This is a genomic window from Streptomyces sp. NPDC034111, from assembly GCF_055575375.1.
The window spans coordinates 32,649-56,051 of the sequence record NZ_JBVIST010000023.1; the positions used below are offsets into that span (position 1 = coordinate 32,649).

At 70.9% G+C, this 23,403-nt stretch carries 22 protein-coding genes and 2 pseudogenes; 10 read left to right on the forward strand and 14 right to left on the reverse strand.

What is annotated here, in order from left to right; all coding sequences use genetic code 11:
* Positions 1-57: 57 nt before the first annotated feature.
* Positions 58-435 carry an RNA polymerase-binding protein RbpA gene (locus ACZ55A_RS33015; protein WP_006601711.1) on the forward strand — a complete coding sequence of 126 codons (378 nt, stop codon included), beginning with the start codon at positions 58-60 and terminating at the stop codon, positions 433-435.
* Between the two features lie 76 nt (positions 436-511).
* Here the strand turns inward: ACZ55A_RS33015 and fxsA are convergent, their stop codons facing one another.
* The 5 genes from fxsA to ACZ55A_RS33040 form a co-directional block, all read right to left on the reverse strand.
* On the reverse strand, positions 512-1,096 hold the full coding sequence (fxsA, locus tag ACZ55A_RS33020) for an FxsA family membrane protein (RefSeq protein WP_468848052.1): 585 nt from the start codon (positions 1,094-1,096) through the stop codon (positions 512-514).
* 80 nt (positions 1,097-1,176) lie between these two features.
* Complete coding sequence (locus tag ACZ55A_RS33025) at positions 1,177-1,932, reverse strand: polyprenol monophosphomannose synthase (protein ID WP_468848055.1); 756 nt, start codon at positions 1,930-1,932, stop codon at positions 1,177-1,179.
* Complete coding sequence (lnt, locus tag ACZ55A_RS33030) at positions 1,929-3,602, reverse strand: apolipoprotein N-acyltransferase (RefSeq protein WP_468848058.1); 1,674 nt, start codon at positions 3,600-3,602, stop codon at positions 1,929-1,931. Before lnt ends, ACZ55A_RS33025 begins: the two co-directional genes overlap by 4 nt.
* Positions 3,603-4,166: 564 nt before the next feature.
* Positions 4,167-5,831 carry an amidohydrolase gene (locus ACZ55A_RS33035; RefSeq protein ID WP_468848061.1) on the reverse strand — a complete coding sequence of 555 codons (1,665 nt, stop codon included), beginning with the start codon at positions 5,829-5,831 and terminating at the stop codon, positions 4,167-4,169.
* 56 nt (positions 5,832-5,887) lie between these two features.
* Positions 5,888-6,328 carry an Lrp/AsnC family transcriptional regulator gene (locus tag ACZ55A_RS33040; RefSeq protein WP_026170119.1) on the reverse strand — a complete coding sequence of 147 codons (441 nt, stop codon included), beginning with the start codon at positions 6,326-6,328 and terminating at the stop codon, positions 5,888-5,890.
* Between the two features lie 209 nt (positions 6,329-6,537).
* Here ACZ55A_RS33040 and ACZ55A_RS33045 point away from each other — a divergent pair, with 209 nt between their 5' ends.
* Positions 6,538-6,963: a hypothetical protein gene (locus tag ACZ55A_RS33045; protein WP_468848064.1), complete on the forward strand. Its 426-nt coding sequence runs from the start codon at positions 6,538-6,540 to the stop codon at positions 6,961-6,963.
* 37 nt (positions 6,964-7,000) lie between these two features.
* Here the strand turns inward: ACZ55A_RS33045 and ACZ55A_RS33050 are convergent, their stop codons facing one another.
* The 3 genes from ACZ55A_RS33050 to ACZ55A_RS33060 form a co-directional block, all read right to left on the reverse strand.
* On the reverse strand, positions 7,001-8,095 hold the full coding sequence (locus ACZ55A_RS33050; RefSeq protein WP_468848066.1) for a phosphotransferase family protein: 1,095 nt from the start codon (positions 8,093-8,095) through the stop codon (positions 7,001-7,003).
* A complete protein-coding gene (locus ACZ55A_RS33055) occupies positions 8,092-9,222 on the reverse strand; it encodes an Rv3169 family protein (RefSeq protein WP_468848069.1) in 1,131 nt (376 codons plus the stop codon). The genes ACZ55A_RS33050 and ACZ55A_RS33055 overlap by 4 nt, the downstream gene beginning before the upstream one ends.
* A 262-nt stretch (positions 9,223-9,484) precedes the next feature.
* On the reverse strand, positions 9,485-10,657 hold the full coding sequence (locus ACZ55A_RS33060; RefSeq protein WP_468848071.1) for an acyl-CoA dehydrogenase family protein: 1,173 nt from the start codon (positions 10,655-10,657) through the stop codon (positions 9,485-9,487).
* A gap of 377 nt (positions 10,658-11,034) precedes the next feature.
* Here ACZ55A_RS33060 and ACZ55A_RS33065 point away from each other — a divergent pair, with 377 nt between their 5' ends.
* From ACZ55A_RS33065 to adh, 3 genes are all read left to right on the forward strand, one after another.
* Complete coding sequence (locus ACZ55A_RS33065) at positions 11,035-12,306, forward strand: glycoside hydrolase family 18 protein (protein WP_468848073.1); 1,272 nt, start codon at positions 11,035-11,037, stop codon at positions 12,304-12,306.
* A gap of 177 nt (positions 12,307-12,483) precedes the next feature.
* Positions 12,484-13,797 (forward strand): GAF domain-containing protein, encoded by a 1,314-nt coding sequence (locus tag ACZ55A_RS33070; RefSeq protein ID WP_468848076.1) that lies wholly within the window; start codon positions 12,484-12,486, stop codon positions 13,795-13,797.
* A 67-nt stretch (positions 13,798-13,864) separates the two neighbouring features.
* Entirely contained in the window at positions 13,865-15,388 is a 1,524-nt protein-coding gene (gene adh / locus ACZ55A_RS33075; RefSeq protein ID WP_468848078.1) for an aldehyde dehydrogenase, read from the forward strand.
* A 247-nt stretch (positions 15,389-15,635) separates the two neighbouring features.
* On the opposite strand, the gene ACZ55A_RS33080 is transcribed toward adh, so the two are convergent.
* Positions 15,636-15,929 (reverse strand): hypothetical protein, encoded by a 294-nt coding sequence (locus tag ACZ55A_RS33080; protein ID WP_468848080.1) that lies wholly within the window; start codon positions 15,927-15,929, stop codon positions 15,636-15,638.
* A 48-nt stretch (positions 15,930-15,977) separates the two neighbouring features.
* On the opposite strand from ACZ55A_RS33080, the pseudogene ACZ55A_RS33085 reads away from it, so the two are divergent.
* Positions 15,978-16,317, forward strand: a pseudogene (locus ACZ55A_RS33085) (transposase); the annotation flags it as partial.
* A 104-nt stretch (positions 16,318-16,421) separates the two neighbouring features.
* Here ACZ55A_RS33085 and ACZ55A_RS33090 read toward each other — a convergent pair.
* Complete coding sequence (locus ACZ55A_RS33090; protein ID WP_468848082.1) at positions 16,422-17,687, reverse strand: trans-sulfuration enzyme family protein; 1,266 nt, start codon at positions 17,685-17,687, stop codon at positions 16,422-16,424.
* A gap of 60 nt (positions 17,688-17,747) precedes the next feature.
* Between ACZ55A_RS33090 and ACZ55A_RS33095 the strand changes: the two genes are divergently transcribed.
* Positions 17,748-18,284 carry an Lrp/AsnC family transcriptional regulator gene (locus tag ACZ55A_RS33095; protein ID WP_468848085.1) on the forward strand — a complete coding sequence of 179 codons (537 nt, stop codon included), beginning with the start codon at positions 17,748-17,750 and terminating at the stop codon, positions 18,282-18,284.
* A gap of 118 nt (positions 18,285-18,402) precedes the next feature.
* Here ACZ55A_RS33095 and ACZ55A_RS33100 read toward each other — a convergent pair whose 3' ends face one another.
* Entirely contained in the window at positions 18,403-18,777 is a 375-nt protein-coding gene (locus ACZ55A_RS33100) for a transposase (protein ID WP_468848087.1), read from the reverse strand.
* An 85-nt stretch (positions 18,778-18,862) separates the two neighbouring features.
* On the reverse strand, positions 18,863-19,777 hold the full coding sequence (locus ACZ55A_RS33105; RefSeq protein WP_468848090.1) for a 4-hydroxy-tetrahydrodipicolinate synthase family protein: 915 nt from the start codon (positions 19,775-19,777) through the stop codon (positions 18,863-18,865).
* 71 nt (positions 19,778-19,848) lie between these two features.
* Between ACZ55A_RS33105 and ACZ55A_RS33110 the strand changes: the two genes are divergently transcribed.
* Together ACZ55A_RS33110 and ACZ55A_RS33115 are read left to right on the forward strand one after the other, a co-directional pair.
* The gene (locus tag ACZ55A_RS33110) at positions 19,849-20,844 is read left to right on the forward strand and encodes a LysR substrate-binding domain-containing protein (RefSeq protein ID WP_468848092.1); all 996 of its coding nucleotides are present in this window, start codon (positions 19,849-19,851) and stop codon (positions 20,842-20,844) included.
* A 301-nt stretch (positions 20,845-21,145) separates the two neighbouring features.
* Entirely contained in the window at positions 21,146-21,625 is a 480-nt protein-coding gene (locus ACZ55A_RS33115) for an urease accessory protein UreD (protein ID WP_468848095.1), read from the forward strand.
* Between the two features lie 108 nt (positions 21,626-21,733).
* Here the strand turns inward: ACZ55A_RS33115 and ACZ55A_RS33120 are convergent, their stop codons facing one another.
* Positions 21,734-22,216 (reverse strand): hypothetical protein, encoded by a 483-nt coding sequence (locus ACZ55A_RS33120; protein WP_468848098.1) that lies wholly within the window; start codon positions 22,214-22,216, stop codon positions 21,734-21,736.
* A 305-nt stretch (positions 22,217-22,521) separates the two neighbouring features.
* Between ACZ55A_RS33120 and ACZ55A_RS33125 the strand changes: the two genes are divergently transcribed.
* A complete protein-coding gene (locus tag ACZ55A_RS33125) occupies positions 22,522-23,106 on the forward strand; it encodes a VOC family protein (protein WP_468848100.1) in 585 nt (194 codons plus the stop codon).
* Here the strand turns inward: ACZ55A_RS33125 and ACZ55A_RS33130 are convergent.
* Positions 23,028-23,381: pseudogene (locus ACZ55A_RS33130) on the reverse strand (ATP-binding cassette domain-containing protein); the annotation flags it as partial. The gene ACZ55A_RS33125 and the pseudogene ACZ55A_RS33130 overlap by 79 nt on opposite strands.
* Positions 23,382-23,403 lie beyond the last annotated feature (22 nt).

The following is a 23,403-nucleotide window of genomic DNA, read 5'->3' on the forward strand; positions in this document are numbered from 1 at the left end:
GGATGACGACGACAGCGACACCTGTCCTGTGGGCGACAAGCCCGGGAGGCACGATTCATGAGTGAGCGAGCTCTCCGCGGCACGCGACTCGTGGTGACCAGCTACGAGACCGACCGCGGCATCGACCTGGCCCCGCGCCAGGCGGTGGAGTACGCATGCCAGAACGGACATCGATTCGAGATGCCGTTCTCGGTTGAGGCCGAGATTCCGCCGGAGTGGGAGTGCAAGGTTTGTGGTGCGCCCTCGCTTCTGGTGGATGGCGATGGTCCTGAGGAAAAGAAGGGCAAGCCCGCGCGTACGCACTGGGACATGCTCATGGAGCGACGCACCCGCGAGGAGCTCGAGGAAGTGCTGGCCGAACGGCTGGCGGTCCTGCGCTCCGGCACCATGAACATTGCCGTGCATCCACGCGACACCAATCGCAAGTCCGCCTGACGGCGGGATCTGCACCGAGCGCACAAGGGCCGGGGCCGCTGCACTTCGCAGTGGTCCCGGCCCCTGTGCGTTCTGCTCAGCCGGTCAGCGGCGGATCCTGACGGCGCGGCGCCGGCGGCTCCTGATCATGGATGACCTCGCCCGGTACGACCTTGCCGTCCGGCCGGTGCATCCGTGCCTGCGCGAACGCCTCACCGAACGAACCGGGCGCGTACGACGTCCGCCTGGACAGCAGCTTCTCGGCACGGCGGTGGATCAGCTTCCCGGTCGGCGGGAAGAGGCAGAGCAGCCCGACCACATCGGACACCAGCCCCGGCAGCATCAGCAGCAGTCCCCCGGCCATCGACAGCGTATGGCCGCCGGCCCTGTCGTTGCCGGACGGGGCGGGCTTGGGCGGAGCCATCGGGTCGGTGCCGGACTGGAAGCTCTCGGTGAGGTTCTGCCAGGCGCGGCGGCCGGCCCGCTTGATCACATAGCCGCCGGCGAGCACGCCCGCGACCAGCAGCAGGAAGACGGTCAGACCATTGGTGGCCCCGGCGACCACGGTCAGCAGCCAGATCTCCAGCACCATCCAGCCGGCGATGCCCAACGGGACGAACCGTCGGGCACGCGAGCGCTGGGGCGGGCGGGGACTCGGCGGGGGCGTGGCTCCGAACGTCATGCCTCAAGTGTGCCTGGCACGCCACCCGGCACCCTCGGAGGGTGACGGGATCGCTCACATACGGGACGGGCCCGGCTACGTCAGCGTCCGCGGAGCTTGTCCACTCGGGAGCCGACGCCCCATGCGGTGACCCGCCACAGCGCCTCCACGACGATGTCCCGGCTCATCTTGCTGTCGCCGTACTCCCGCTCGACGAAGGTGATCGGGACCTCGACGACGTGGTAGCCGGCCTGCACGGCACGGCGGGCGAGATCGACCTGGAAGCAGTAGCCCTGGGAGGACACCTCGTCCAGGCCAAGGCCCTTGAGGGTCTCCGCGCGGAAGGCCCGGAAGCCACCGGTGATGTCGCGCAGCGGAAGGTCCAGGACCAGCCGGGAGTAGGTGCTGCCGCCGCGGGAGATGAACTGGCGGTACTTGGGCCAGTTGACGGTGCGGCCGCCGGGCACCCAGCGCGAGCCGAGGACCAGATCGGCGCCCTTGAGTGCGGTGAGCAGCCGCGGCAGCTCCTCGGGCTGGTGCGAGCCGTCGGCGTCCATCTCGACCAGCACGCCGTAGCCGTTGTCGATGCCCCAGCGGAAGCCGGCGAGGTACGCGGCGCCGAGGCCTTCCTTGCCCTTGCGGTGCAGGACGTGGACCTGCTCGTCCTCGGCGGCCAGTTCGTCGGCGAGCTTGCCGGTGCCGTCGGGACTGTTGTCGTCCGCGACGAGGACATGGGCCTCGGGGACGGCGGACCGCACCCGCGAGACGACGGGCTTGATGTTCTCCGCCTCGTTGTACGTCGGGATGATCACCAAGGTGGTGCCGAGCGGACCGTACTGCCGCTGACCGTCTGTCACTGCTGCCCCTTCTCGTCCTTCGTACGCCCACGCCGGCCGCCGATCACCGCGGCGGCGCAGGACAGAAGGCCCACGATAGCGAGCACCCACTCAGGTGCGGCACCGACGCGGTCGGCGAGCGTCGTTTCGTCCCGCAGCGGGATCCGTGCGGACACCACGCCCTGGGTGAACTCCGGGATCCGGTGGGTGATTCTGCCGTCCGGGGCGACGACCGCGCTGATCCCGCTGGTGGCCGCGGTGACCACGGCACGGCCGTGCTCGATGGCGCGCAGCTTGGACATCGCCAGCTGCTGTTCGGGCTGGCCGGTGCGGCCGTAGGTGGCGTTGTTGGTCTGGATTACCAGCGCGCGGGCGCCCGCTTCGACGGTGTCGTGGACGATCTCGTCGTAGGCGACCTCGAAGCAGATGACGTCGCCCAGCCTGGCGGGGCCGACGTGCAGCACGCCGGTGTGGTCGCCGGGGTAGAAGTCGCGGGGTACCCGCTGGAAGCGCGTGATGATCTTGCTGAGCTGGTCCCTGAACGGTACGTACTCGCCGAACGGCACCGGATGCTGCTTGGTGTACGAGGCGCCCGGTCCCTTCTTCGGGTCCCAGACGATGCCCTCGTTGAAGACGTAGCCCTTCTTGGTGGGGTGATCGACCAGTGCGCCCACGAGGACGGGCACGCCGATCGCCTTCACGGCCTCGTCGATCCGGTCGTAGGCCTGCGGGTACTGGAACGGGTCGAGGTCGGAGGAGTTCTCTGGCCAGATGACCAGATCCGGCTTTCTGGCCCGGCCTGCCTTGATGTCGGCGGCCAGTTTCTCGGTGGCCGTGGCGTGGTTGTCGAGGATCTTCATGGGGCGGCCCAGGAAGTCCATACCGGCCTGCTGGACGTTGCCCTGGACCACGGCGATGTCGACGGTGTCGTCGGCCTTGGTGGGGACCGGGACGAGCAGGCCGGCCACGGCCACCGCGGCGGCCAGCCCGAACGCCTCCAGGGCCGGGACCGCGCGGCGCAGCGAGCCGTTGGCACGCAGCCCCCACACGGTGGCGGCGCAGGCGGCCAGCAGCGTGCCGGACAGCGCGACGGCGAAGGTCACCAGCGGGGCGCCGCCCAGGGCGGCGAGCGGGGTGAACGGCGAGCCGGTGTGGGCGAACGCCAGCCGCCCCCACGGGAAGCCGCCGAACGGGAGCCGGTCGCGGGCCCACTCCTCGGCGACCCACAGGCAGGCGGCCCACAGCGGCCAGAGCGGGAGCCGGGAGGTGACCGCGAGCGCCGCGCCCAGCAGCGTCAGAAAGAGCGCCTCGGCGACCGAGAGGCCCACCACCGCGTCCCAGCCGACGACGTGCAGCCACTTCAGCAGGATCAGAAAGAACGGCAGCCCGAAGACGAAGCCGGTCCAGGCGCCCTGACGGGCGGTCCGGCCCCGGGTCAGCAGCGCCAGCGCGGCCACCGCCACCAGGGACAGCGGCCACAGGTCGTACGGCGGGAAGGCCAGGCCGAGTGCGATGCCGGAGACCACCGCGAGGCCGGAGCGCGCCGCCTCACGGCGCGCCAGCGCGGCGAACCGGCGGGCACGCCCGGCGCGCGCGGGCGCGCCCGGGGAGCCCGTGCCGGCAGCCGGCACCGGGCCGTCGGACGCGGTGGCGCCGGCGGCTTCTTCGGTGGTGTCGGAACCCGATGCCACGGTTGCGCGGCCTTCCTGCAGGTCGGATGGGGGCCCTCCATGGCTCCTGCGGAGCCCGGGGAGGTCTGAGCTGACCGTACATCGGGAAGGCCGCCGTGCGGATGCGGGGTGCACAAAAGGTGAAGGCGCCCGCAGAAGGTGCGGGCGGCCGCGGCGGTGTGCGGTTAGGGGCCCGGGCGCCCTTCGGGCCGACCTGGGACCCGCTGGCTGCGGGTCGACCGAGAGCCGTTGTCTACTGAGCGTCCGGGCCCCACCCGGGTCGCACCTGCCGACCAGGCGAGACGTTCCGTCGCCCCGTGCCGCTGGTGCTGGACCTGGCTCCCAGTGGCGGTGTGCCGGTGTGGCGCACCGCCCCATGGCCCAGCTGCGTTCGACGACTGCGCGGAGGTCTCCCGGTCGGACGTCCTGTGGTGGACTCGGCCGAACCTACCGGCCGTCGACCGCCTGCTGTCAACAGGTGCTCCGCCTGCGTCGTTTTCGCGTCGCCCCAGGTCAGCCGCGGGCGCCCCTTGGTGGGGCGAGTAGCGGCAAGCACAGGCCGCAACGGTACGTGCCCGCGTGATGTCACTCGTTCGGCCGCCGGAAGACCGTCCGACCGCCGACGACCGTGCGCAGGCACACCGGGAGGTCGCCGCCGGGGGTGAGATCGGGCAGGCCGGGGGTGCCGGAGCGGGGGTCGGTGGACCAGCGTTCCACCCGCTCGTCGGGCGCCTGGACGATCAGTTCGCCGGTGCGCCAGACCGCGTAGTCGGCGGGTGCACCGGGCACCAGGACGCCCGCGTCGTCCCGGCCGATGGCCCGCCAGCCGCCACGGGTGTGCGCGGTGAACGCGGCGCGGGCGGAGATGCCGTGGGCGCGGGTGCGGTGGAAGACCGCGGCGCGCACGGTGCCCCAGGGGTCGAGTGGGGTGACCGGGCTGTCGGAGCCCAGGGCGAGCGGCACACCGGCCTTGAGCAGCGCGGCGTACGGATTGAGGCCCTGGGCCCGTTCGGCGCCCAGGCGGGCGGCGTACATCCCGTCCGGGCCGCCCCAGGCCGCGTCGAAGGCCGGCTGGACGGAGGCGGTCAGGGCCAGGTCGGCGAAGCCGGTGATGGTGGCTTCGGTGAGCATCTCGGCGTGCTCGACGCGGTGCCGGGCGGCCCGGATCCTGGCCGTGCCCAGGCGCTCGGCGGCGGCCCGTACGCCCTCCACGACGCTGGTGAGCGCGGCGTCGCCGATGGCGTGGAAGCCGGCCTGGAGACCGGCCTCGGTGCAGGCGGTGACATGGGCGGCCACCGCGTCCGCGTCGAGGAAGCCGGTGCCGGTGTGGCCGGCGTCGGCGTACGGGTGGTGCAGATGGGCGGTGTGCGAACCGAGCGAGCCGTCGACGAAGAGATCGCCCGCGGCGCCGATCGCCCCGAGTTCACGGATCCGCTCGGCGTCCTTTGCGGTGGCGACCGGCTCGGCCCAGTAGCCGACCACCCGCGGGCCGTTGCCTTCCCGGGCCAGGGCGAGCAGCGCCGTGAGGTCGTCCTCGCCGGAGATGTCCGGGCCGGCGCACTCGTGGACGCTGCCGATGCCGAGGGAGGCGGCACGGGCGAGCGCGGCCGCCTGGGCCTCGGCGCGCTGGGCGGGGGTGAGGGTGGCGTAGGCGACCTTGCGCACGGCGTGGTGCGCATCGCCGGTCAGCGGGGCGTCGGCGTGGAAGCCGGACCGCTCGCGGACGCCGGGGACCAGGTCGAGCAGCGCCGTGGTGACGGCAGCGGAGTGCACATCGACCCGGTTGAGGTAGAGCGGGCGGCCACCGGTGGCCGCGTCCAGTTCCGCGCGGGACGGCGGCTGTCCCTCCGGCCAGGCGCTGGTGTCCCAGCCGTGTCCGAGCAGGACCTGGTCCGACGGGCGGGCGTCGGCGTACGCGCGGATCCGGGCCAGTGCGTCGGCGAGCGAGCGGGCGCCGGCCAGATCGAGGCCGGTGAGCGCGAGGCCGGTCGCCGTGGTGTGCACATGTGCGTCCGTGAAGGCCGGGGTGACGAGCGCACCGTCGAGGTGGACCACCTCGTCCACGCCGTCGGCGAAGGAGTCGGCCGCGCCCTCCTCGCCGACCCAGGCGATGCGGTCGCCCTCCACGACCATGGCGGTGGCGAAGGGGTCCGCGGGGCTGTGCACCTCACCGCCGCGCAGCAGGACGGTGCGGGGTCGGGCCGGGCGGGAGAGATGCTGCGGGGCCGGATCGGGGATGCGCTCGCTCATACCGGACAGTTTCGCCCCTGTGCGCCGGACGACCGCGCGCAGGGGGCGCTTGCCGGTCAAATACGGGGCGGACGGGCCTCGTACGGGGTGGACAGCACGACCGTGGTGCGGGTCGAGACCCCGGCCAGGGTGCGGATGCGGGTGAGCAGGTGCTCCAGTTCCAGCGGGGTGGCGACCCGGACCTTGAGGATGTAGTTCTCGTCGCCGGCGACGCTGTGGCAGGCCTCCAGCTCGGGGACCTCGGCGAGGCGGTCGGCGATGTCGTCCGGTGCGCTGGGGTCGAAGGGTTTGACGGAGATGAAGGCGGTGAGCGGCAGGCCCACGGCTTCGGGGTCCACGATGGCCGCATAGCCCCGGATGACACCGCGCTGCTCCAGGCGGCGCACCCGCTGGTGCACCGCCGAGGTGGACAGGCCGGTGGCCTTGCCCAGGTCGGTGTAGCTCATCCGCCCGTCCTTGACGAGCAGATCCACGATTTGTCGGTCCAACTCCTCCACCCGTTCAACCTACTGCGCGCGGGCGCATGTGCGCACCGCGCGCCGGCTCGTGAACACCCTCGCGCCGGGTTGTGTGACCAATGCCACATGGGTGATCCGGTGTCCGGGGAGCGGCTGCGATTATGCGCGCGGCATGAAGGGAATTGCTGGTGGTGGCCGGGACCGCCCGTCACAGGAAGTCCGCGGTCCGACCGGCCCACCCGAGGGGGATGGACATCATGCGACGCCTTAAGCAGGACTCCGCTGCCGAGAACTTCAGCGCCCAGGAGGGCGACAGTCCCGGCCTCTCCGGCGACGACGGTGCGTACGACCCGTTCGAGACCTTTGAGATCTACCGCGTGACCTGCCCCGACTGCCGGCAGCCGATCGCGCTGCTGGCGGACGAGGACACGCTTCCTGAGCACGCGCTGTGCGCGACTCCCTGGAACCCGTTCGGCCTGACGGTGTGCCAGGGCTCCGGCCGCCCGGTGTCCGAGGCACCGGAGACCGACGACACCCTGGACGCCCAGGAGCAGGATCCGGCCATGCTGCTGACGCTGCCGGAGAGCCTGGACTGGCGCCGTCAGCCGTTCTCGCACATCGGCGGGCCCGGCACCCGGCCGATCCGGGTGCCGCAGATGCGGCGCAGCGCCTGAGCGCGCCCGCGGGCCCGTACGACGGCCGCGGTGGCATTCACCAGTAGCGGCCCTCGGTCATCGCCTCCAGAGTGTCCCGGTGGAGGATCAGCGCATCGGCGTCGGCCGGTATCGGCACCTCCCCGAAGTGGACCTGGCGGTAGGCCACCCGCAGCATGACGATGGCGTGCCGCAGGGCCGCGTAGAGGGTGTGGAACTCCATGTCGCGGGGCGGGTGCCCGGTGAGCCGGGCATAGCGGCTCTCGACGGCCTCGCGGCCCAGGAAGCCGGGCAGCCCCGGCCGGCCGCTGCCCTCCGTGAGGTCCTGGAAGAAGCGGTGGAGGTAGATCATCCATCCCAGGTCGAGTTCGCGGGGGCCCAGCGCGGCCATCTCCCAGTCGAGCACGGCGGCCGGTTCGAAGCCGTCGTAGACGATATTGCCGATCCGGGCGTCGCCCCAGGTGAGTACGGTCTCACCGGGGTCCTTCGGCCAGTGGTCGGCGAGCCAGGCGAAGCCGCGCTCGATGAGCGGTGAGCGCGGCCGTCCGTCAACCACCCAGGCGTAGTAGGCACGTTGGGACTCGACGTGCCGGTGCAAGGCGCTGCCCGGTCCCACGGTGGCCAGGAAGTCGGCGGCAGCGGCGGGGACTTGGCCGTGCAGACGGGCGAGCACCGCGACACTGGCGGCTTCCAGGTGCGCCCGTTCGGCATCGGTGGCGTCGTACAGCCAATTCCCCTCGTACGTATAGGGCATGACGTCCGGCGGGACGCGGCCGGCGGCACGCTCCATCACGAAGAACGGGGCACCGAGGTGCGCCGGGTCCTCCTCCAGCCAGAGGGTGCGCGGTACGGGCAGGTCGGTGTGCTCGGCGACCAGCCGCATGGTGCGGAACTGCCGCGCCATGTCGTAGCGGGGGAAGACGGTGTACGCGGCGGGGTCGGCGGCGAGGCGCAGCGCGCAGGGAAGGCGGGACGGCGGGCGCGGCTGGTCGAGGTCGAAGAGCAGGGTCTCGCTGGACATGCCGTTGGAGTCGGGGACGGTGGCGCCGGTGGCCCGGGCGCCGGGGAGCCGGGTGCCGAGCCAGGCGGTGAGCCGGCGGGTGAGCTCTTCGGGGTCGCGGGTGGTGGTACGCGGGCGGGGCCGGGGTTTCACCGCGCCTCCCGGGCCACCGAGTCGTAGCCGGTGAAGCCGCTCGGGTCGTGCCGGCCGAAGCTGCCGTGCTCGAAGATGCCGTGGCCGGTGCGGCCGTCGAGGGTGAAGCGGGCGGCGTGGTCGCTGACTCCGTAGGCGGCATGGGGGTGTGCGGCGGGGTCGGAGAGGTCGTAGCTGCGGCGGTCGGTCCAGCCGCGGTCGCGCCAGGTGCCGTGCTGCCAGTCGGGGGCGGGGGGATAGCCGGCGCCGACCGCGAGGGGTGAGGAGGTGAGGATCTCGGCGGTGAGCTCGAGGGGTGTGCGGGACGGGCCGGTGAGGTGGATGACCGCGCGTTCGGGGTGGCGGGTGCCGGGGCGGTAGCCGATGTCGGTGTGCGGCCAGCCAAGTTGGACGTCGGGGGCGCCGTTGCGGACCAGCAGCGCCTCGTTCAGGGTGCGGTGGCCGTCGGCGTCCTCCTGGACGATGACCATCACGAACCGGTCGTCGAAGCGCACCGGGCACCACAGCCAGTGGAATCCCTCGGGCCGCAGTTCCTCCCCGGCCCGTCCGGGGTCCTCGCCGGGGATCGGGCGGACACCCCAGCTGCGGTCGCGGGTGCCGGTCCACTCCCCCGCCGTGACGGTGAGCTCCTGGCCCGCCACGCGGATGGTGCCGGTGCAGGTGCCCGCCTGGACGAACCGCCGTCCTTCGAGGGTCAGCCGGTCGCCGCGGTACTGGGTGTGGTGCGGCTCCCAGGTGGCGGGGAACGCACCGGTCCAGGTCAGGTCGTACGCCAGTCCGTCGGGGTCGTCGGGGTCCGCGGCGCAGGTCAGCCTCAGGCGGGCGAGCGGCTTCTCGACGGTGATGCGCAGCGGGCCGACGCTGAGCGCGAGGCGGTCATCGGTGAGCGCGTCGGAGGCCCGTACGGCGTGCAGCCGGTCCCCGAGACGGAGGGTGGCGTAGGCGTCGATGACACCGGTGTTGGGGTAGACGCCGAGGCCGGCGATCAGCAGGGCCCGCCCCGCGTGGTCCATGACGTGGAAGATGCAGCGGTCATAGGCGTTGCGGTCGCCGGTGGCGACGTGCCGCATGGAGAGCGGGACCTGGTGGATCGGGTACTCGTCGAGTGCGATCGGGCGGTCGGGCACGTCTCCTCCTGGGCGCGCGGTCGGCAGGGCGCCGCCCAGCGGGCGGCTACGCAGCGGGAGTTGACGGTACGTCAGCTAGCGACCGGACGGCCAGACCCCTGCCGGCCGGAGCTACAAAGGGCCGGAGCGACAAAGGGGAGGCACGGCTCTGCTGACAGGGACCGGCCGGCTGAGTTAGGCGACGGAGTCCGGCGCCGTGCGCGCCGGGGCGGGGCCGGGGCGGGGAGAGCGGCCCCCTCCCCTCCCCCGCCCCGGCTCCCGCTCAGCGCGTTTCGGGGCCCGCGAGGTGGCGGGCGATGACCATGCGCTGGATCTGGTTGGTGCCCTCGACGATCTGGAGGACCTTGGCCTCGCGCATATAGCGCTCGGCCGGGAAGTCGAGGGTGTAGCCGTAGCCGCCGAGGAGCTGGACGGCGTCGGTGGTGACCCGCATCGCGGTGTCCGTGCAGAAGAGCTTGGACATCGCCGCCTCCTTGGAGAACGGCAGGCCGGCGTCGCGCAGCCGGGCGGCGGTGAGGTAGAGCGCGCGGCCGGCCTCGATCTGGGTGGCCATGTCGGCGAGCATGAAGCGCAGGCCCTGGAAGTCGGCGATCGGCCGGCCGAACTGCTGCCGCTCGGCGGTGTACGCCAGCGCCTCGTCCAGCGCCGCCTGGGCGACGCCCATGGCGCAGGCCGCGATGCCCAGGCGCCCGGAGTCGAGGGCGGAGAGGGCGATGGCGAAGCCCTGGCCCTCCTCGCCGATGCGTCGGGAGTCGGGGATGCGCACGCCGTCGAAGTGCAGCTGGGCCGTCGGGGAGCCCTTCATGCCCATCTTGCGTTCGGGCGCCGCGGCGCTCAGACCCTCGGCATCGCCGGGGACCAGGAAGGCGGTGATGCCATGGGCGCCCCTGCCGCCGGTGCGGGCCAGGACGGTGTAGAAGTCGGCCACCCCGCCGTGGGTGGTCCAGGCCTTGGTGCCGTCCAGGGTCCAGGTCTCGCCCTCGCGGGTGGCGCGGGTGGTCAGGGAGGCCGCGTCGGAGCCGGCGGAGGGCTCGGAGAGGCAGTAGGCACCGAGGAGCCCACCGCCGAGCATGGCGGGGAGGTGTTCGGCGCGCTGCTCCTTGGTGCCGAATCCGGCGAGCGCGTGGCAGGCGAGCGTATGGACGCTGACGCCGAGGCCGACCGTCAGCCGTGCGGCCGCGAGCTCCTCCACGACCTGGAGGTAGACCTCGTAGGGCTGGCCGCCGCCACCGAATTCCTCGTCGTAGGGCAGGGAGAGCAGGCCGGCCTCGGACAGCAGGGCGAAGGTCTCGCGGGGGAAGCGGCCGGCCTCTTCCTCCTCGGCTGCCGTGGGCCTGATCTCGCGCTCGGCGAGCTCGCGTACGAGGGTCAACAGATCGCGGGCTTCCTCCGTGGGCAACCTGCGGTCCACCGGCCGGGGGCCGTACTCGTTCATGGCGGCGCTCTCCTCCCTGTCGGGCGCTGCGGCGACGCGCGCGCGGGGTGGGCGGCGGCGCCGGTTTCGTGGTGCCAGGCCGATGATCGCTTTCCGGGTCTCGGTGGGCGATGACCTGCGGCTGTGGCGCTAGGAGTATGCCCGATCGGAGCCCCCGCGTCACGGGTTGATCATCATCGGCTCAGGGATCCGGCCCTCTGCCCGGCCGCCCCGGGAATCCGCTGCCCCGCACCGATGAAATTGGTCCGAACCATTGACTCACTGGTCTAGTCCTTCTACCTTCTCCTTCAACGTTCAACGCGTTCATGCCAATTCGGAACGCAGGTCAGGCTCAACGGGTCCAGACGCCCTCCCTCGCCCCCCTCCGAGGAGACGACATGCTCAGACCGCACCGGATACGCGCACCACGCAGGGTGATCGCCGCCGCCACCGCGCTGTGTACCGCGGCGCTGGCCGGCACCCTGCTCGCCGGCCAGGCCACCGCCCACCCGGCCGGCACCCCCACGAAGCCGGGCACCGCAACCACCTCCGCACCCGCCACGGCGGGCGGCAAGGTCGTCGGATACTTCACCAACTGGGGTGTCTACGACCGCAATTACCACGTCAAGAACATCGAGACGTCCGGTTCGGCGGGCAAGCTGACGCACATCAACTACGCCTTCGGCAACGTCCAGGGCGGCAAGTGCGCCATCGGCGACTCCTACGCCGACTACGACAAGGCCTACACCGCCGACCAGAGCGTCGACGGCCAGGCGGACACCTGGGACAACGGCGCACTGCGCGGCAACTTCAACCAGCTCAGAAAGCTCAAGAAGCTGCACCCTGACCTCAAGGTGATCTGGTCGTTCGGCGGCTGGACCTGGTCGGGCGGCTTCGGCGAGGCCGCCAAGACCCCGGCCGCCTTCGCCCAGTCCTGCTACGACCTGGTCGAGGACAAGCGCTGGGCGGACGTCTTCGACGGTATCGACATCGACTGGGAGTACCCCAACGCCTGTGGTCTGACCTGCGACACCAGCGGCAAGGACGCGTTCACAGGCGTCATGAAGGCGCTGCGGGAGAAGTTCGGCGGGAACAATCTGGTGACCGCGGCGATCACCGCGGACGCCTCGGCCGGCGGCAAGATCGACGCAGCGGACTATGCGGGAGCGGCCAAGTACGTCGACTGGTACAACCCGATGACGTACGACTACTTCGGCGCCTGGGACGCCAAGGGACCGACGGCGCCCCACTCCCCGCTCTCGTCGTACAACGGCATCCCGAAGGCCGGCTTCAACACCACCGACACCGTCGCCAAGCTCAAGGGCCTCGGCATTCCCGCGGAGAAGCTGCTGCTGGGCATCGGCTTCTACGGCCGCGGCTGGTCGGGCGTCACCCAGGACGCACCGGGCGGTAGCGCGACCGGCGCGGCACCGGGCAAGTACGAGGCCGGGATCGACGACTACAAGGTGCTCAAGACCCGCTGCCCGGCCACCGGCAAGGTGGGCGGCACCGCCTACGCCAAGTGCGGTGACCAGTGGTGGAGTTATGACACCCCGGAGACCATCGGCACGAAGATGGCCTTCAAGGACGCGCAGGGCCTGGGCGGCACGTTCTTCTGGGAGCTGAGCGGTGACACCACCGGCGGTGAGCTGATCAAGGCGATCACATAGCCGCGCAGGTACTGGAACCGGGCGGGCGGGAGGTGGCGGCCTCCCGCCCGCCCGCATGTCCGGGCGGCCCCGCGGCGCCCCCGGCGCACCGCAGCGCACCATGCGGACTTTACGGCTCCGCCCCCGTACGAGCACCATCGCCGTACGAGGGCAGAAGCTGTAATGAAGAGGTGACGCGTGGTCAACCCTTGGCTCGCGATGGAGGCCGGTGCCGACCCGGTGGAACGCGCCCGTACGGTGCGCCGGGCCCATGCGGCGTTCCTGACCGACGGGACCGTGGCGCCGCCGGTCCGTCAGGTGGTCGCCGACTCCTGGCGCCGCTCGGCCGACGCCCGTGCCGCCTCGGACGGGGCCGCCCCCATCGAGCTGGACGAGGCCGCGCTGCGCGCCTACCGCGAGGCACACCCGCTGGCCCGCGCGATGCCCGTCTTCCGGGAGCTGCTGGGCAGCTTCGCGCAGGACGGGGCGCATCTGCTGGCCGTCTGCGATCCCCAGGGGCGGCTGCTGTGGGTGGAGGGGCACCCCGGGGTGCGGCGCAGCGCGGAGCGGATGAACTTCGTCGTCGGCGCCCGGTGGGACGAGCGGCACGCCGGTACCAATGCGCCGGGCACCGCGCTCGCCGCCGATCACGCCGTACAGATCTTCGCGGCCGAGCACTACAACCGGCAGGTGCAGCGCTGGACGTGCGCCGCGGCACCGCTGCACGATCCGCGGACCGGACGGCTGCTGGGCGCGGTGGACATCACCGGCGGCGACCATCTGGCGAGCCCGCACAGCCTGGCACTGGTGCAGGCCACGGCCCGCGCCGCCGAGGCCCATCTCGCCTCCCGGATGCCGGAGTTGGGGGTCTTCCTGTCGGCGCTCGGCCGGGACGAGGCACTGCTGGTCGTGGACGGCGAACGGTTGCGGCTCGGGCGCCGGCACAGCGAGATCATGCTGCTGCTGGCCCGGCACCCGGACGGCCTGACGGGCGATCAGCTCTCCCTGCTGCTGTACGGGGAGCGCGAGGTGCGCCCGGTGACGCTGCGGGCCGAGCTGTCCCGGCTGCGGCAGCTGGTGGGCGCGCTGCTGCACTCGCGTCCGTACCGGCTCAGCCGCCCCGTCGAGACCGATCTGACCACGGTCGAGGAGCAGTTGGCGGCCGGGGACCCACGCGCCGCGCTGGGCACCTACCGCGGTCCGCTGCTGCCACTGTCCGAGGCACCCGGCGTACGGCGGCTGCGCGAGGCGCTGGCGGACCGGATGCGGTGCACACTGCTGGCCGCGCGCGACCCCGAACTGCTGCGCGAGTGGTCCCGAACGCCCTGGGGCGAGCACGACCTGGAGATCTTCGAGACCCTGGTGGACGCCCTGCCGCCGCGCTCCCCGGCCCGTACCTCCCCGAGCGCCACCGCCGACCGGCTGCGCGCCGCGTACGGCCTGACCGGCGGGGCGACGAGGACACCGGCCGCCGCGCGCGTCGCAACGTCGGCGCAACCTCGGCGCGCCTAGCCTGCGCACAGCGCCCGTCGCACGGGAGTGGCGGGCACCGCGCCGAGAGCGATTGGGAGGCCGCCCCATGGCCCGTTACGCCAGCCCGGGTTCCGCCGATGCCGTCATGAGCTATCTGCCGCGCTACGACCACTGGATCGGCGGTGAGTTCGTGGCACCCGCACAGGGCCGGTACTTCGAGAACCCGACACCGGTCAACGGACAGCCCTTCTGCGAGGTGGCGCGCGGCACTGCCGAGGACGTCGAGCGCGCGCTGGACGCCGCGCACGCCGCCGCCCCCGGCTGGGCCCGCACCCCGGCCGCCGAGCGCGCCGCCGTCCTCAACAAGATCGCCGACCGGATGGAGCACCACCTGGAGGCGCTGGCGGTCGCCGAGAGCTGGGAGAACGGCAAGCCCGTACGGGAGACCCTGGCGGCCGACATCCCCCTCGCCATCGACCACTTCCGCTACTTCGCGGGCGCCATCCGCGCCCAGGAAGGCTCCCTGTCGGAGATCGACGAGGACACCGTCGCCTACCACTTCCACGAGCCGCTGGGCGTGGTCGCCCAGATCATCCCCTGGAACTTCCCCGTCCTGATGGCCACTTGGAAGCTCGCCCCGGCACTGGCCGCCGGCAACGCGGTGGTCCTGAAACCGGCCGAACAGACCCCCGCGTCGGTCCACTTCTGGATGAGCCTGATCGCGGATCTGCTGCCGCCGGGCGTGGTCAACATCGTCAACGGGTTCGGCGTCGAGGCCGGCAAACCGCTCGCCTCCAGCCCCCGGGTCGCCAAGGTCGCCTTCACCGGCGAGACCACAACCGGCCGCCTGATCATGCAGTACGCGTCCGAGCATCTGCGCCCGGTAACGCTCGAACTGGGCGGCAAGAGCCCCAACATCTTCTTCGACGACGTCTCGTCCACGATGGACGACTTCCACGACAAGGCCCTGGAAGGCTTCACCATGTTCGCCCTCAACCAGGGCGAAGTCTGCACCTGCCCCTCCCGCGCCCTGATCCAACGCGGGCACTACGACGACTTCCTGGCAGCCGGGGTGGCCCGTACCGAGAAGATCGTCCAGGGCCATCCGCTGGACACCGACACCATGATCGGCGCGCAGGCCTCCAACGACCAGCTGGAGAAGATCCTCTCCTACCTCGACATCGGTCAGAAGGAGGGCGCCCGCATCCTGACCGGCGGCACCCGGGCCGAACTCGGCGGCGAACTGGAGGGCGGCTACTACGTCCGCCCCACCATCTTCGAAGGCAACAACTCCATGCGGGTCTTCCAGGAGGAGATCTTCGGCCCGGTCGTCGTGGTCGCCCCCTTCAACGACTTCGACGACGCGATGGACCTCGCCAACGACACCCTCTACGGCCTGGGCGCCGGCGTCTGGACCCGCGACGGCTCCACCGCCTACCGCGCCGGCCGCGCCATCCAGGCCGGCCGCGTATGGACCAACTGCTACCACGCCTACCCCGCCCACGCAGCCTTCGGCGGCTACAAGCAGTCCGGCATCGGCCGGGAGACCCACAAGATGATGCTGGACCACTACCAGCAGACGAAAAACCTGCTGGTCTCCTACTCACCGAAGAAGCTCGGCTTCTTCTAGACGCAAAGAAAGGGCGCCTGACCAGGGAAGATGCCCGGCAGGCGCCTTGTGTCGCACTCGTCCCACTGCTGGCCTCGAAGGCATCGAACCGCCGCGGACACCAGCCCCTGCCGAAGTCGAACCCATGGACTTGATGGCCGCGCTGGAGGAGAGCGTACGGGCCGCGCGGTCACGCCGCGGGGCGATCACGCAGGACCCCGGCGAACCGCACAGGCCCGAGCGGGACAGCTAGGCCCTGTCCGGCGGATCACGCTTCGAGTTCGAGGGGGCGGAGGTCGTAGAGGTAGGACCGGTCGCCCTTGAAGCTGCGCCAGACGGTGGCGGGGGGTTCGAGTTCGTTACCGTCGCTGTTCAGGGGATGTGCGGTGACAAGGCCGTCGGCGATCTCGCAGTGCCAGCCGTCGTCCGGTCCCCAGACACACCACACTTGCCCGTCCGTTCGGCGGTAGGCAGGTCGATCGTGGCGCTCGCCGTCGCGTTCGAAGCGGTAGCGAAGCCCGTCGACGTGGCGCACGAAGGCGAAGGATTCAAGAGCCGTCATGCCTTCGGCACTGTATGGGCCAAGACTGTCCGTGGCGAAGGTGTTTTGGGCCGCACCCTGGTCGGCCGGGCCCTGTATCTGCCGAAGTCCTGGGCCGAGGACCGGCCGCGGTGCCGGGCCGCAGGCATAGGTGATGAGGTCGAGTTCGCGACGGAACGGCAGATGGCCGAGGCCATGGTGGACTGGCGACCATGGCGCCTCCGATGCGCATCTACGACGGGGCCCACCGAGGTCAGTCCCTGGCACCGTCCGGACCGCCGGCACTGGGTCCTGGCCCGCCGCAGCCTCACGCCCCGCACGAGATCGCCTACTACATCGCCTACGCCCCGCCGATGCCACACTCGATGACCTCATCGCCGTCGCCGGCACCTGCTGGGCCATCGAGGAACGACGAGGCCATAGCCATAGAACTACCGCCTCGTCGCCTCAAACGCAGTTGCAGTACCAGGTCCCGACCGCACACGACGACCGGCCCGGTCGTCGTCTGCGGTTCTACCTGTTCGCGACCGCCGCTTCCCGGAGGCCCCTGCCCGACCCCGGCGCCGTCCCCAACGCCCGGTCGAGGTCGGCCCACAGATCCTCCACGTCCTCCAACCCCACCGAGAGCCGCAGCAGCCGGTCGCTGACTCCCGCGCCGCGGCGGTCGTCGGCGTCCACGATGCGGTGGCTGATGGACGCGGGGTGCTGGATGAGGGTGTCGACGCTGCCGAGGCTCACGGCCGGGGTGATCAGTCGGACGCCCGCGATGACGTCGTGGGGGTCGCCGGCTACCTCGAAGGCGACCATGGCGCCTCCGATGCGCGGGTAGTGGACGCGGGTGACGCGTGGGTCGGCGGCGAGCCGACCGGCCAGCTCCGCCGCGTTCGAGGACGCGGCTCGGACCCGTACGGGCAGCGTCGACAGACCACGGAGCAGCAGGTAGCCCGCGAGCGGATGCAGCACTCCGCCCGTGGCGAACCGCACCTGGCGCAGCCGTCCGGCGAACTCCTCGTCGCAGGCCACCACGCCGCCCATGACGTCTCCGTGGCCGCCCAGGTACTTGGTGGCGCTGTGCAGGACGAGACGGGCTCCCTGCTCGACGGGGCGTTGCAGCACGGGGGTGGCGAAGGTGTTGTCGGCGAGCAGCGGGACGGAACCGCAAGCGTGCGCGACGGCTCTCAGATCGAGTTCGGCGAGGGTCGGGTTGGCCGGGCTTTCGACCATCACCAGGCCGGTGTCGGGGCGCAGCGCGTCCGCGATGCCTGCGGGGTCGACCCAGGTCACCTCGGAGCCCAGCAGCCCTGCGGTGAGCAGGTGATCGCTGCATCCGTACAGCGGTCGTACGGCGACGACATGGCGCAGGCCCATCGCGTTGCGTACGAGCAGCACGGCGCTCAGCGCGGCCATCCCGGTGGCGAACGCGACCGCGCTCTCGGTGCCCTCAAGACGCGCGAGGGCGGTCTCGAAGCGGGCGACGGTCGGGTTGCCGAGGCGGCCGTAGACGGGCGGGCCCTCCGGTTCGGCACCGTCGGCCGCGAAGGCGTCTATCCGGGCGGCCTCGCCCCGGCTGTCGTACGAGGGGTAGGTCGTGGACAGGTCGATCGGCGGAGCGTGCACCCCCTGTCGCGCGAGGTCGTCCCGCCCGGCGTGCACCGCCTCGGTGGCGATCGCCCGGGGTGCGGGCACGCCTGGGACACGACGACCGGTGCCGTCGGGATCATGGCCGGTTCCCTGCGGGTCGGCCGGTACGTCGTATGCGTCAAAGCTGCCGGAGTCCATGGTCAGGAGTCTGAACACCGAGCGGGGTCCGAGCGCCGGATCCCGTGTTACGTTCGATATATGGCCGATTCTGTCGTACTGGATCCGGTGGATCTCCATCTGCTGCGGCTGCTGCAGAACGACGCACGGATGACGTACCGCGATCTCGCCGCGCAGGTCGGTGTCGCGCCTTCGACCTGTCTGGACCGGGTAACCAGGCTGCGCCGCTCAGGAGTGATTCTCGGCCATCAGCTGCGGCTGGACCCGGCGAAGCTGGGCCGGGGCCTGGAGGCACTGCTGTCCGTGCAGGTCAGGCCGCATCGGCGGGAGTTGGTGGGGCCGTTCGTGGAGCGGATCCGGGCGCTGCCGGAGTCCATTACGGTCTTCCATCTGACCGGGCCCGACGACTATCTCGTCCATGTCGCGGTCGCGGACATGTCGGATCTTCAGCGGCTCGTCCTCGACGGGTTCACCTCACGGCCCGAAGTGGCGCGCGTCGAGACCCGGTTGATCTTCCAGCAGTGGGACTGCGGCCCGCTGCTGCCGCCCTCGCCCGACGGCGCTCCCGCCCCCACGACCACCGTCGACCATCAGGCCCCCGGGAACCCCGGGGCCTGATGCGTATACCGGCCCAAGCCGGAGCCACGGCACGAGACCGCCTACTGGGGCCGGTCTGGGGTGGTGACCATGTGGGCGGGGAAAAGGGCTGGAGGGACGATGATCGTTCCGATAGCTTTCAGTCGACCGTGACACCGCCCGAGGAGGTGAGACCCATGAACGCTGTATCCATGTGGGTGCTCCCCCTTGCCGTCACGGCCGGCGACCGCCCCTTTTCCTGGGCCACGGCCTCTTCCAGCGCCGCGAGGACCTCCGGTTCCACCACCATCCGGGCCGCGTCGTGAGGGGCGCAAGCCACCGTGGAGTCCACGCTGATCAGGGACACGTCCGCCTGGCCGCGCCGGGCTGCCTCGGCGATCACCCCGTCCATCAGCGCGGCGAACACGCTGACGTCGCGCCACTGGGTGAAGCGGCCGTAGACCGTCTGCCAGGCCCCGAACTCCTCGGGCATCTCTCGCCATTGACTGCCAGTGCGGAACCGCCACAACCCCAAACGGCCCCTAAATCGCCTACGCCCCCGACGAGCGGCTGGAGTGACCCGTCAGGCTGACCAGCCGCACACGCTCCTTCGCTCGAAGTCAGGCTGGGACCGCGTGGTGTGCACGGCTGCTGGCCAGGAGCGCCGCTCGGCGGACCGTACTGGTGGAGGCGGCCAGCAACGGCATCCGGACGGCCGGGCTGGGAATGCGTTCCTGAGCGTGCAGTACTCCCTTGATCACTGTCGGGTTCGGTTCGGCGAAGAGGGCAGCGGACAACCGGGCCAGCTCGGCTCCGAGCCTGCGGGCGGGTACACCGGAGCCGCGACGCCACAACGAGATCAGTTCGACGTAGTCGGCGGTGCGCACATTGGCCGATGCGACGATTCCGCCGTGGGCGCCCGCCGCGACCAGCGGTGACAGGACGACGTCGTCGCCGCCGAGCACGGCGAAGCCGGGCGGGGGGCTGCCGAGCAACTCCACCGTGGTCGCGTCGATCGCGCCGGTCGCGTGCTTGATTCCGACGACCCCTGGCAGGCGGCTGAGTTCTGCGATCGTGCCGACGCCGAGAGTCTGTCCCGTGCGGTAGGGGATGTCGTACACGATCAGCGGGATGCCGCCGTGCTCGGCAAGCGCGGTGAAGTGCGCGAGTGTCCCCGCTTCACCAGGCCGGATGTAGGGCGGCGCGGGAACCAGCGCCGCAGCTACGTCGCCGGTGGCCGCTAGCTCGCGCAGCGAGGTGATGGCGGCGGCGGTGTCATTGGTGCCGACCCCGACGATCAACGGAGCGCCGTGTGCCCGGCAGGCGGCCGAGCAGATGCGCACCACAGTCCGCTTCTCCTCCGCGGTCAACGTGGCCGATTCCGCGGTGGTGCCGAGGGCAACGAGTCCGGAGGCGTCTGCCGACAGCGCCTCGTCGGCGAGTCGGGCCAGCGCATCGGGGGCCAAGCGCAGGTCGTTGGTGAACGGAGTCACCAAGGGGACATACAGGCCATTGAAGATGGGATTGGGCTTCATGGTCCAACCCTGGCTCACACTGACCAGGTAGATCCATTTCTGATTTCTACCTTTATACCTAAGCTGAACTTATGCTTGATGTTCGTCGTCTCCACCTGCTTCGCGAGCTGGACCGGCGGGGCACGATCGCCGCCGTGGCCGAAGCGCTGACCTTCACCGCATCCGCCGTCTCCCAGCAGCTGGGTGTGCTGGAACGCGAGGCAGGCGTGGCCTTGCTGGAACGCAGCGGCAGGCGTGTGATCCTCACGCCCGCAGGCCGGTCCCTCGTCGCACATGCCGATGCCGTGCTGGAACGCCTCGAGCTGGCGGTTGCCGAGCTGGCCGGCGCGCGGGACGGCATCGGCGGGCCGCTACGTATCGGTACCTTCCCCTCCGGCGGCCACACCATCGTGCCCGCCACGCTGGCCGAGCTGACCCAACGGCATCCCGCACTGGAACCGATGGTGCAAGAGATCGACTCTGCCCGCGTCTCCGACGGCCTGCGAGCCGGCGAACTCGACGTGGCCCTTGTCCACGACTACGACTTCGTACCCGCGTCACCGGACACCACAGTGGACGAGGTGCCCCTGCTGGAAGAGCCGATGTACCTCGTCAGCAGTACCGCGACCAAGAACACCGGCCGCAGCGACACGCTGGCAGAGCTGCTCGGACCCTATGCCGAGGCCCCGTGGATAACCGCACGGGACGGCACGACCGGTCACGCGATGGCCGTACGCGCCTGCCAGGCGGCCGGGTTCCAGCCGAGAATTCGCCACCAGGTCAACGATTTCCGCACAGTGCTGGCCCTGGCCGCCACCGGGCAAGGGGCCGGATTTGTGCCGGAGATGGCCACTGCGCAAAGCCCCTCAGGCGTGGTGTTGACCAAGTTGCCGTTGTTCCGTCGATCAAAGGTCGCCTTCCGGGCGGGCGGCGGTACCCATCCGGCGATCGCCGCTTTCGTGACCGCGGCAAGAACGGCAGTGAGCTCCATGATTGGTTCAGGACTGGATGAGAAGACCGCGATGCGCCACGCGGACTCTGCACGGGCGTTGCTGGAGCAGGGCGCCGAGGCCGAGCCAGCGAGTTGACTGCGAACCCCAGATCCGCGAACGGCTGGATGCCGCCGAGCCGCACTCGCCCAGCAGCCGAGCCGCCCGAGGACCAACCCCTGGAACCAGGCCACCGCCGCCCGGCCGAACGCATACCCATCGTCCTCGACCGCGATGACGACTCAGCCGCGCAGGCTCATCTCGCCGCCTTCGACGAAGCCCTGGATCCTGCCAACTCGTGGCGAAGGCGCGGGCACCGTGCACGTCGGGGTCGGCCAGGAGCCACTGTGCCCAGTCTTCCAGGCTGTTACCGAGGATGGTGCGTTCGGCGGTTTCCGGGTTGAAGCGCACCACGTGCCCCTGGTTGTCGAGGGCGAACTGGACGCCGAAGGGGTTCTGGGCGAAGCACCAGACCTACACCGCCAACCTCGCCGCGACCTCGCGACTGCTGCTGTGCGAGGAGCAAATCCTGGGCAGAGCCAACGAGAAGCCGGGCCACCTCGTCAGCCGCATCCGGGTCCACCACGCCGGCCGCCCGCTGCTCGACCAGCACACCGCCTACGGAGACCCAGCGCCCGGCTGGGACGGCCCCGCGGTCCTGGACGGACACCGCGCCGTCGGCCAACTCCTCGTCGTGGACCCAGAGCTGGACGTCAGGCGTGCCGCCCCCATCCTGCTCCGTGAAGAGGCCAAGGACGGCTGTGCGGTCCTCGCGCCGTTGGCCAGCGGCCCGGCATTGCTCGCCACCGCCGTCGCACCGACCTCCTCGGCCCTGCGAGAGCTACTCGACGAAGCACTCAGACACGCCCTCGGCGAGTAGTGCAGCTCACCCCCCTCAAATAGGGCGCGAAGACGGGAGAACCGAACGCCCAATCAGGACTACTCGCAGCAGGAGCCTGAAGCCGACTTAAAGCGACCGGCAAATGGATCACCTGGGCTCGACTGCGCGGCTGTGCCACTGCTCGCGGTCTTCCGGGGTGAGGAAGAAGAACCAGCCTGGCGTGACATGGTAGGCACCTTCGCAGGTGGCGATGTTCGCGCCGCTGTTCACCGCCGCGCGGTAGGCGATGCCGCTTCCGAGGTAGTCCACGCTGTCCGCTCCCACCAGGAGAATGAGTGCCACGGCCAGGTGAAGCATCGGACGCAGGGGACGGCGTGAGGGTCTTCTGACGGCCCTGACCGTTCCGGTGACAGACACGGCCGCGGCAGTGACGATGAACAGGACCGAAGCCAAGGAGAGCGCCTTCAGGGATCCTGGGGTTCCACACAGGATGTAGAACTGGGGCGACGGAACCGCAGCGGGCGCGCGCTCGTGGAGAGCGAGCCAGACGGCTGCCATCCCTGATGCGGGGATGACAAGCCACAACCGGTAGTTCGACCAGCGCCGTCCGACTATTGGTTCGCCCTGCATGCATCTTCCTCATTCGGTATCCGGACCAGTCGGCGCCGACCTTCGTCCAGTGCTCGGTAGCACTGTGATCGCGTCAGCTTACGACCGACTGGCAAACGCATCACTGGAGGCGGCGGATGGCGGGCCGGCCGTCCCAGCGCAAGCGCTCACTGATCGTTTCAGAATGAGTTGAACTGCTGGTCTTGTGCTGGGCAATGGTCGGCAGGGTGTCCGGGACGCGTGCTCCCGACCTGGGCCCCAGCGCTGACACCGACAGCGGCGGCCACAATGAGCAGGCGACAGTTTCAGGGCTTGGGGGGAATGGGATGCTGACTGGGATCGTGATCGACGCGCTGGATGTCGCGCGTATGGACCGCTTCTGGTCGGAGGCGACGCGGGGCCAGACGGGTGGCCTGCAACTGCGGTTCGTGCCGACCGCGAAGCCGAAGACGGCGCACAAGAACCGACTCCACCTCGACCTGGCCGGCGGGCCGGACTGGGAGGCCGAGGTGGCGCGCTTGCTCACACTCGGTGCGACGCGGGTCGACATCGGCCAGGGGGACATCCCGTGGGACGTGCTGGCCGATCCGGAGGGCAACGAGTTCTGTGTGCTGCGTCCCGGTCACCCCGGCGTGCTTGCCGACTCCGGCCTCGTCGCGATCTGCCTCGACGTCGCGGAGGAAGATCGCTACGCACAGTCGGCCTTCTGGCGGCCCCAGGCGGACTGGCACGCGGTCGAATCCCACGACTGGGGTGTCCGGCTGCGCCGGAGGTCCGCCAGTACGGTCTCGCTGGTGATGGGACCGCCTGCGGCGGCGAAGGGGGCACGGAACAGGGCATCCAGCGTGGGCAGCAGATTGAACGCCTGGAAGACGAAGCCGATCTTCTCCCGGCGGAGCCTGGTGAGCTGACGGTCGCTCAGGCGCGACAGCTCGGTGTCACCGATCATGGCCGATCCCCCGGAGATGGTGTCGAGCCCGGCCATGCAGTGCATCAGTGTCGACTTGCCGGAACCGGACGGCCCCATGATCGCGGTGAACCTGCCGCGCCCGAACTCCACGGTCACCGAATCGAGGGCGACGACGCGGGTCTCGCCCTCGCCATAGACCTTGGTCAGCCCCGTCGCGCAGGCGGCAACGCCGGAGGGGGACTTGAGGCCGAGGGCGAGGGTGGCGGCCTGCGACATGGGAACTCCTGGAAGGGGTGCG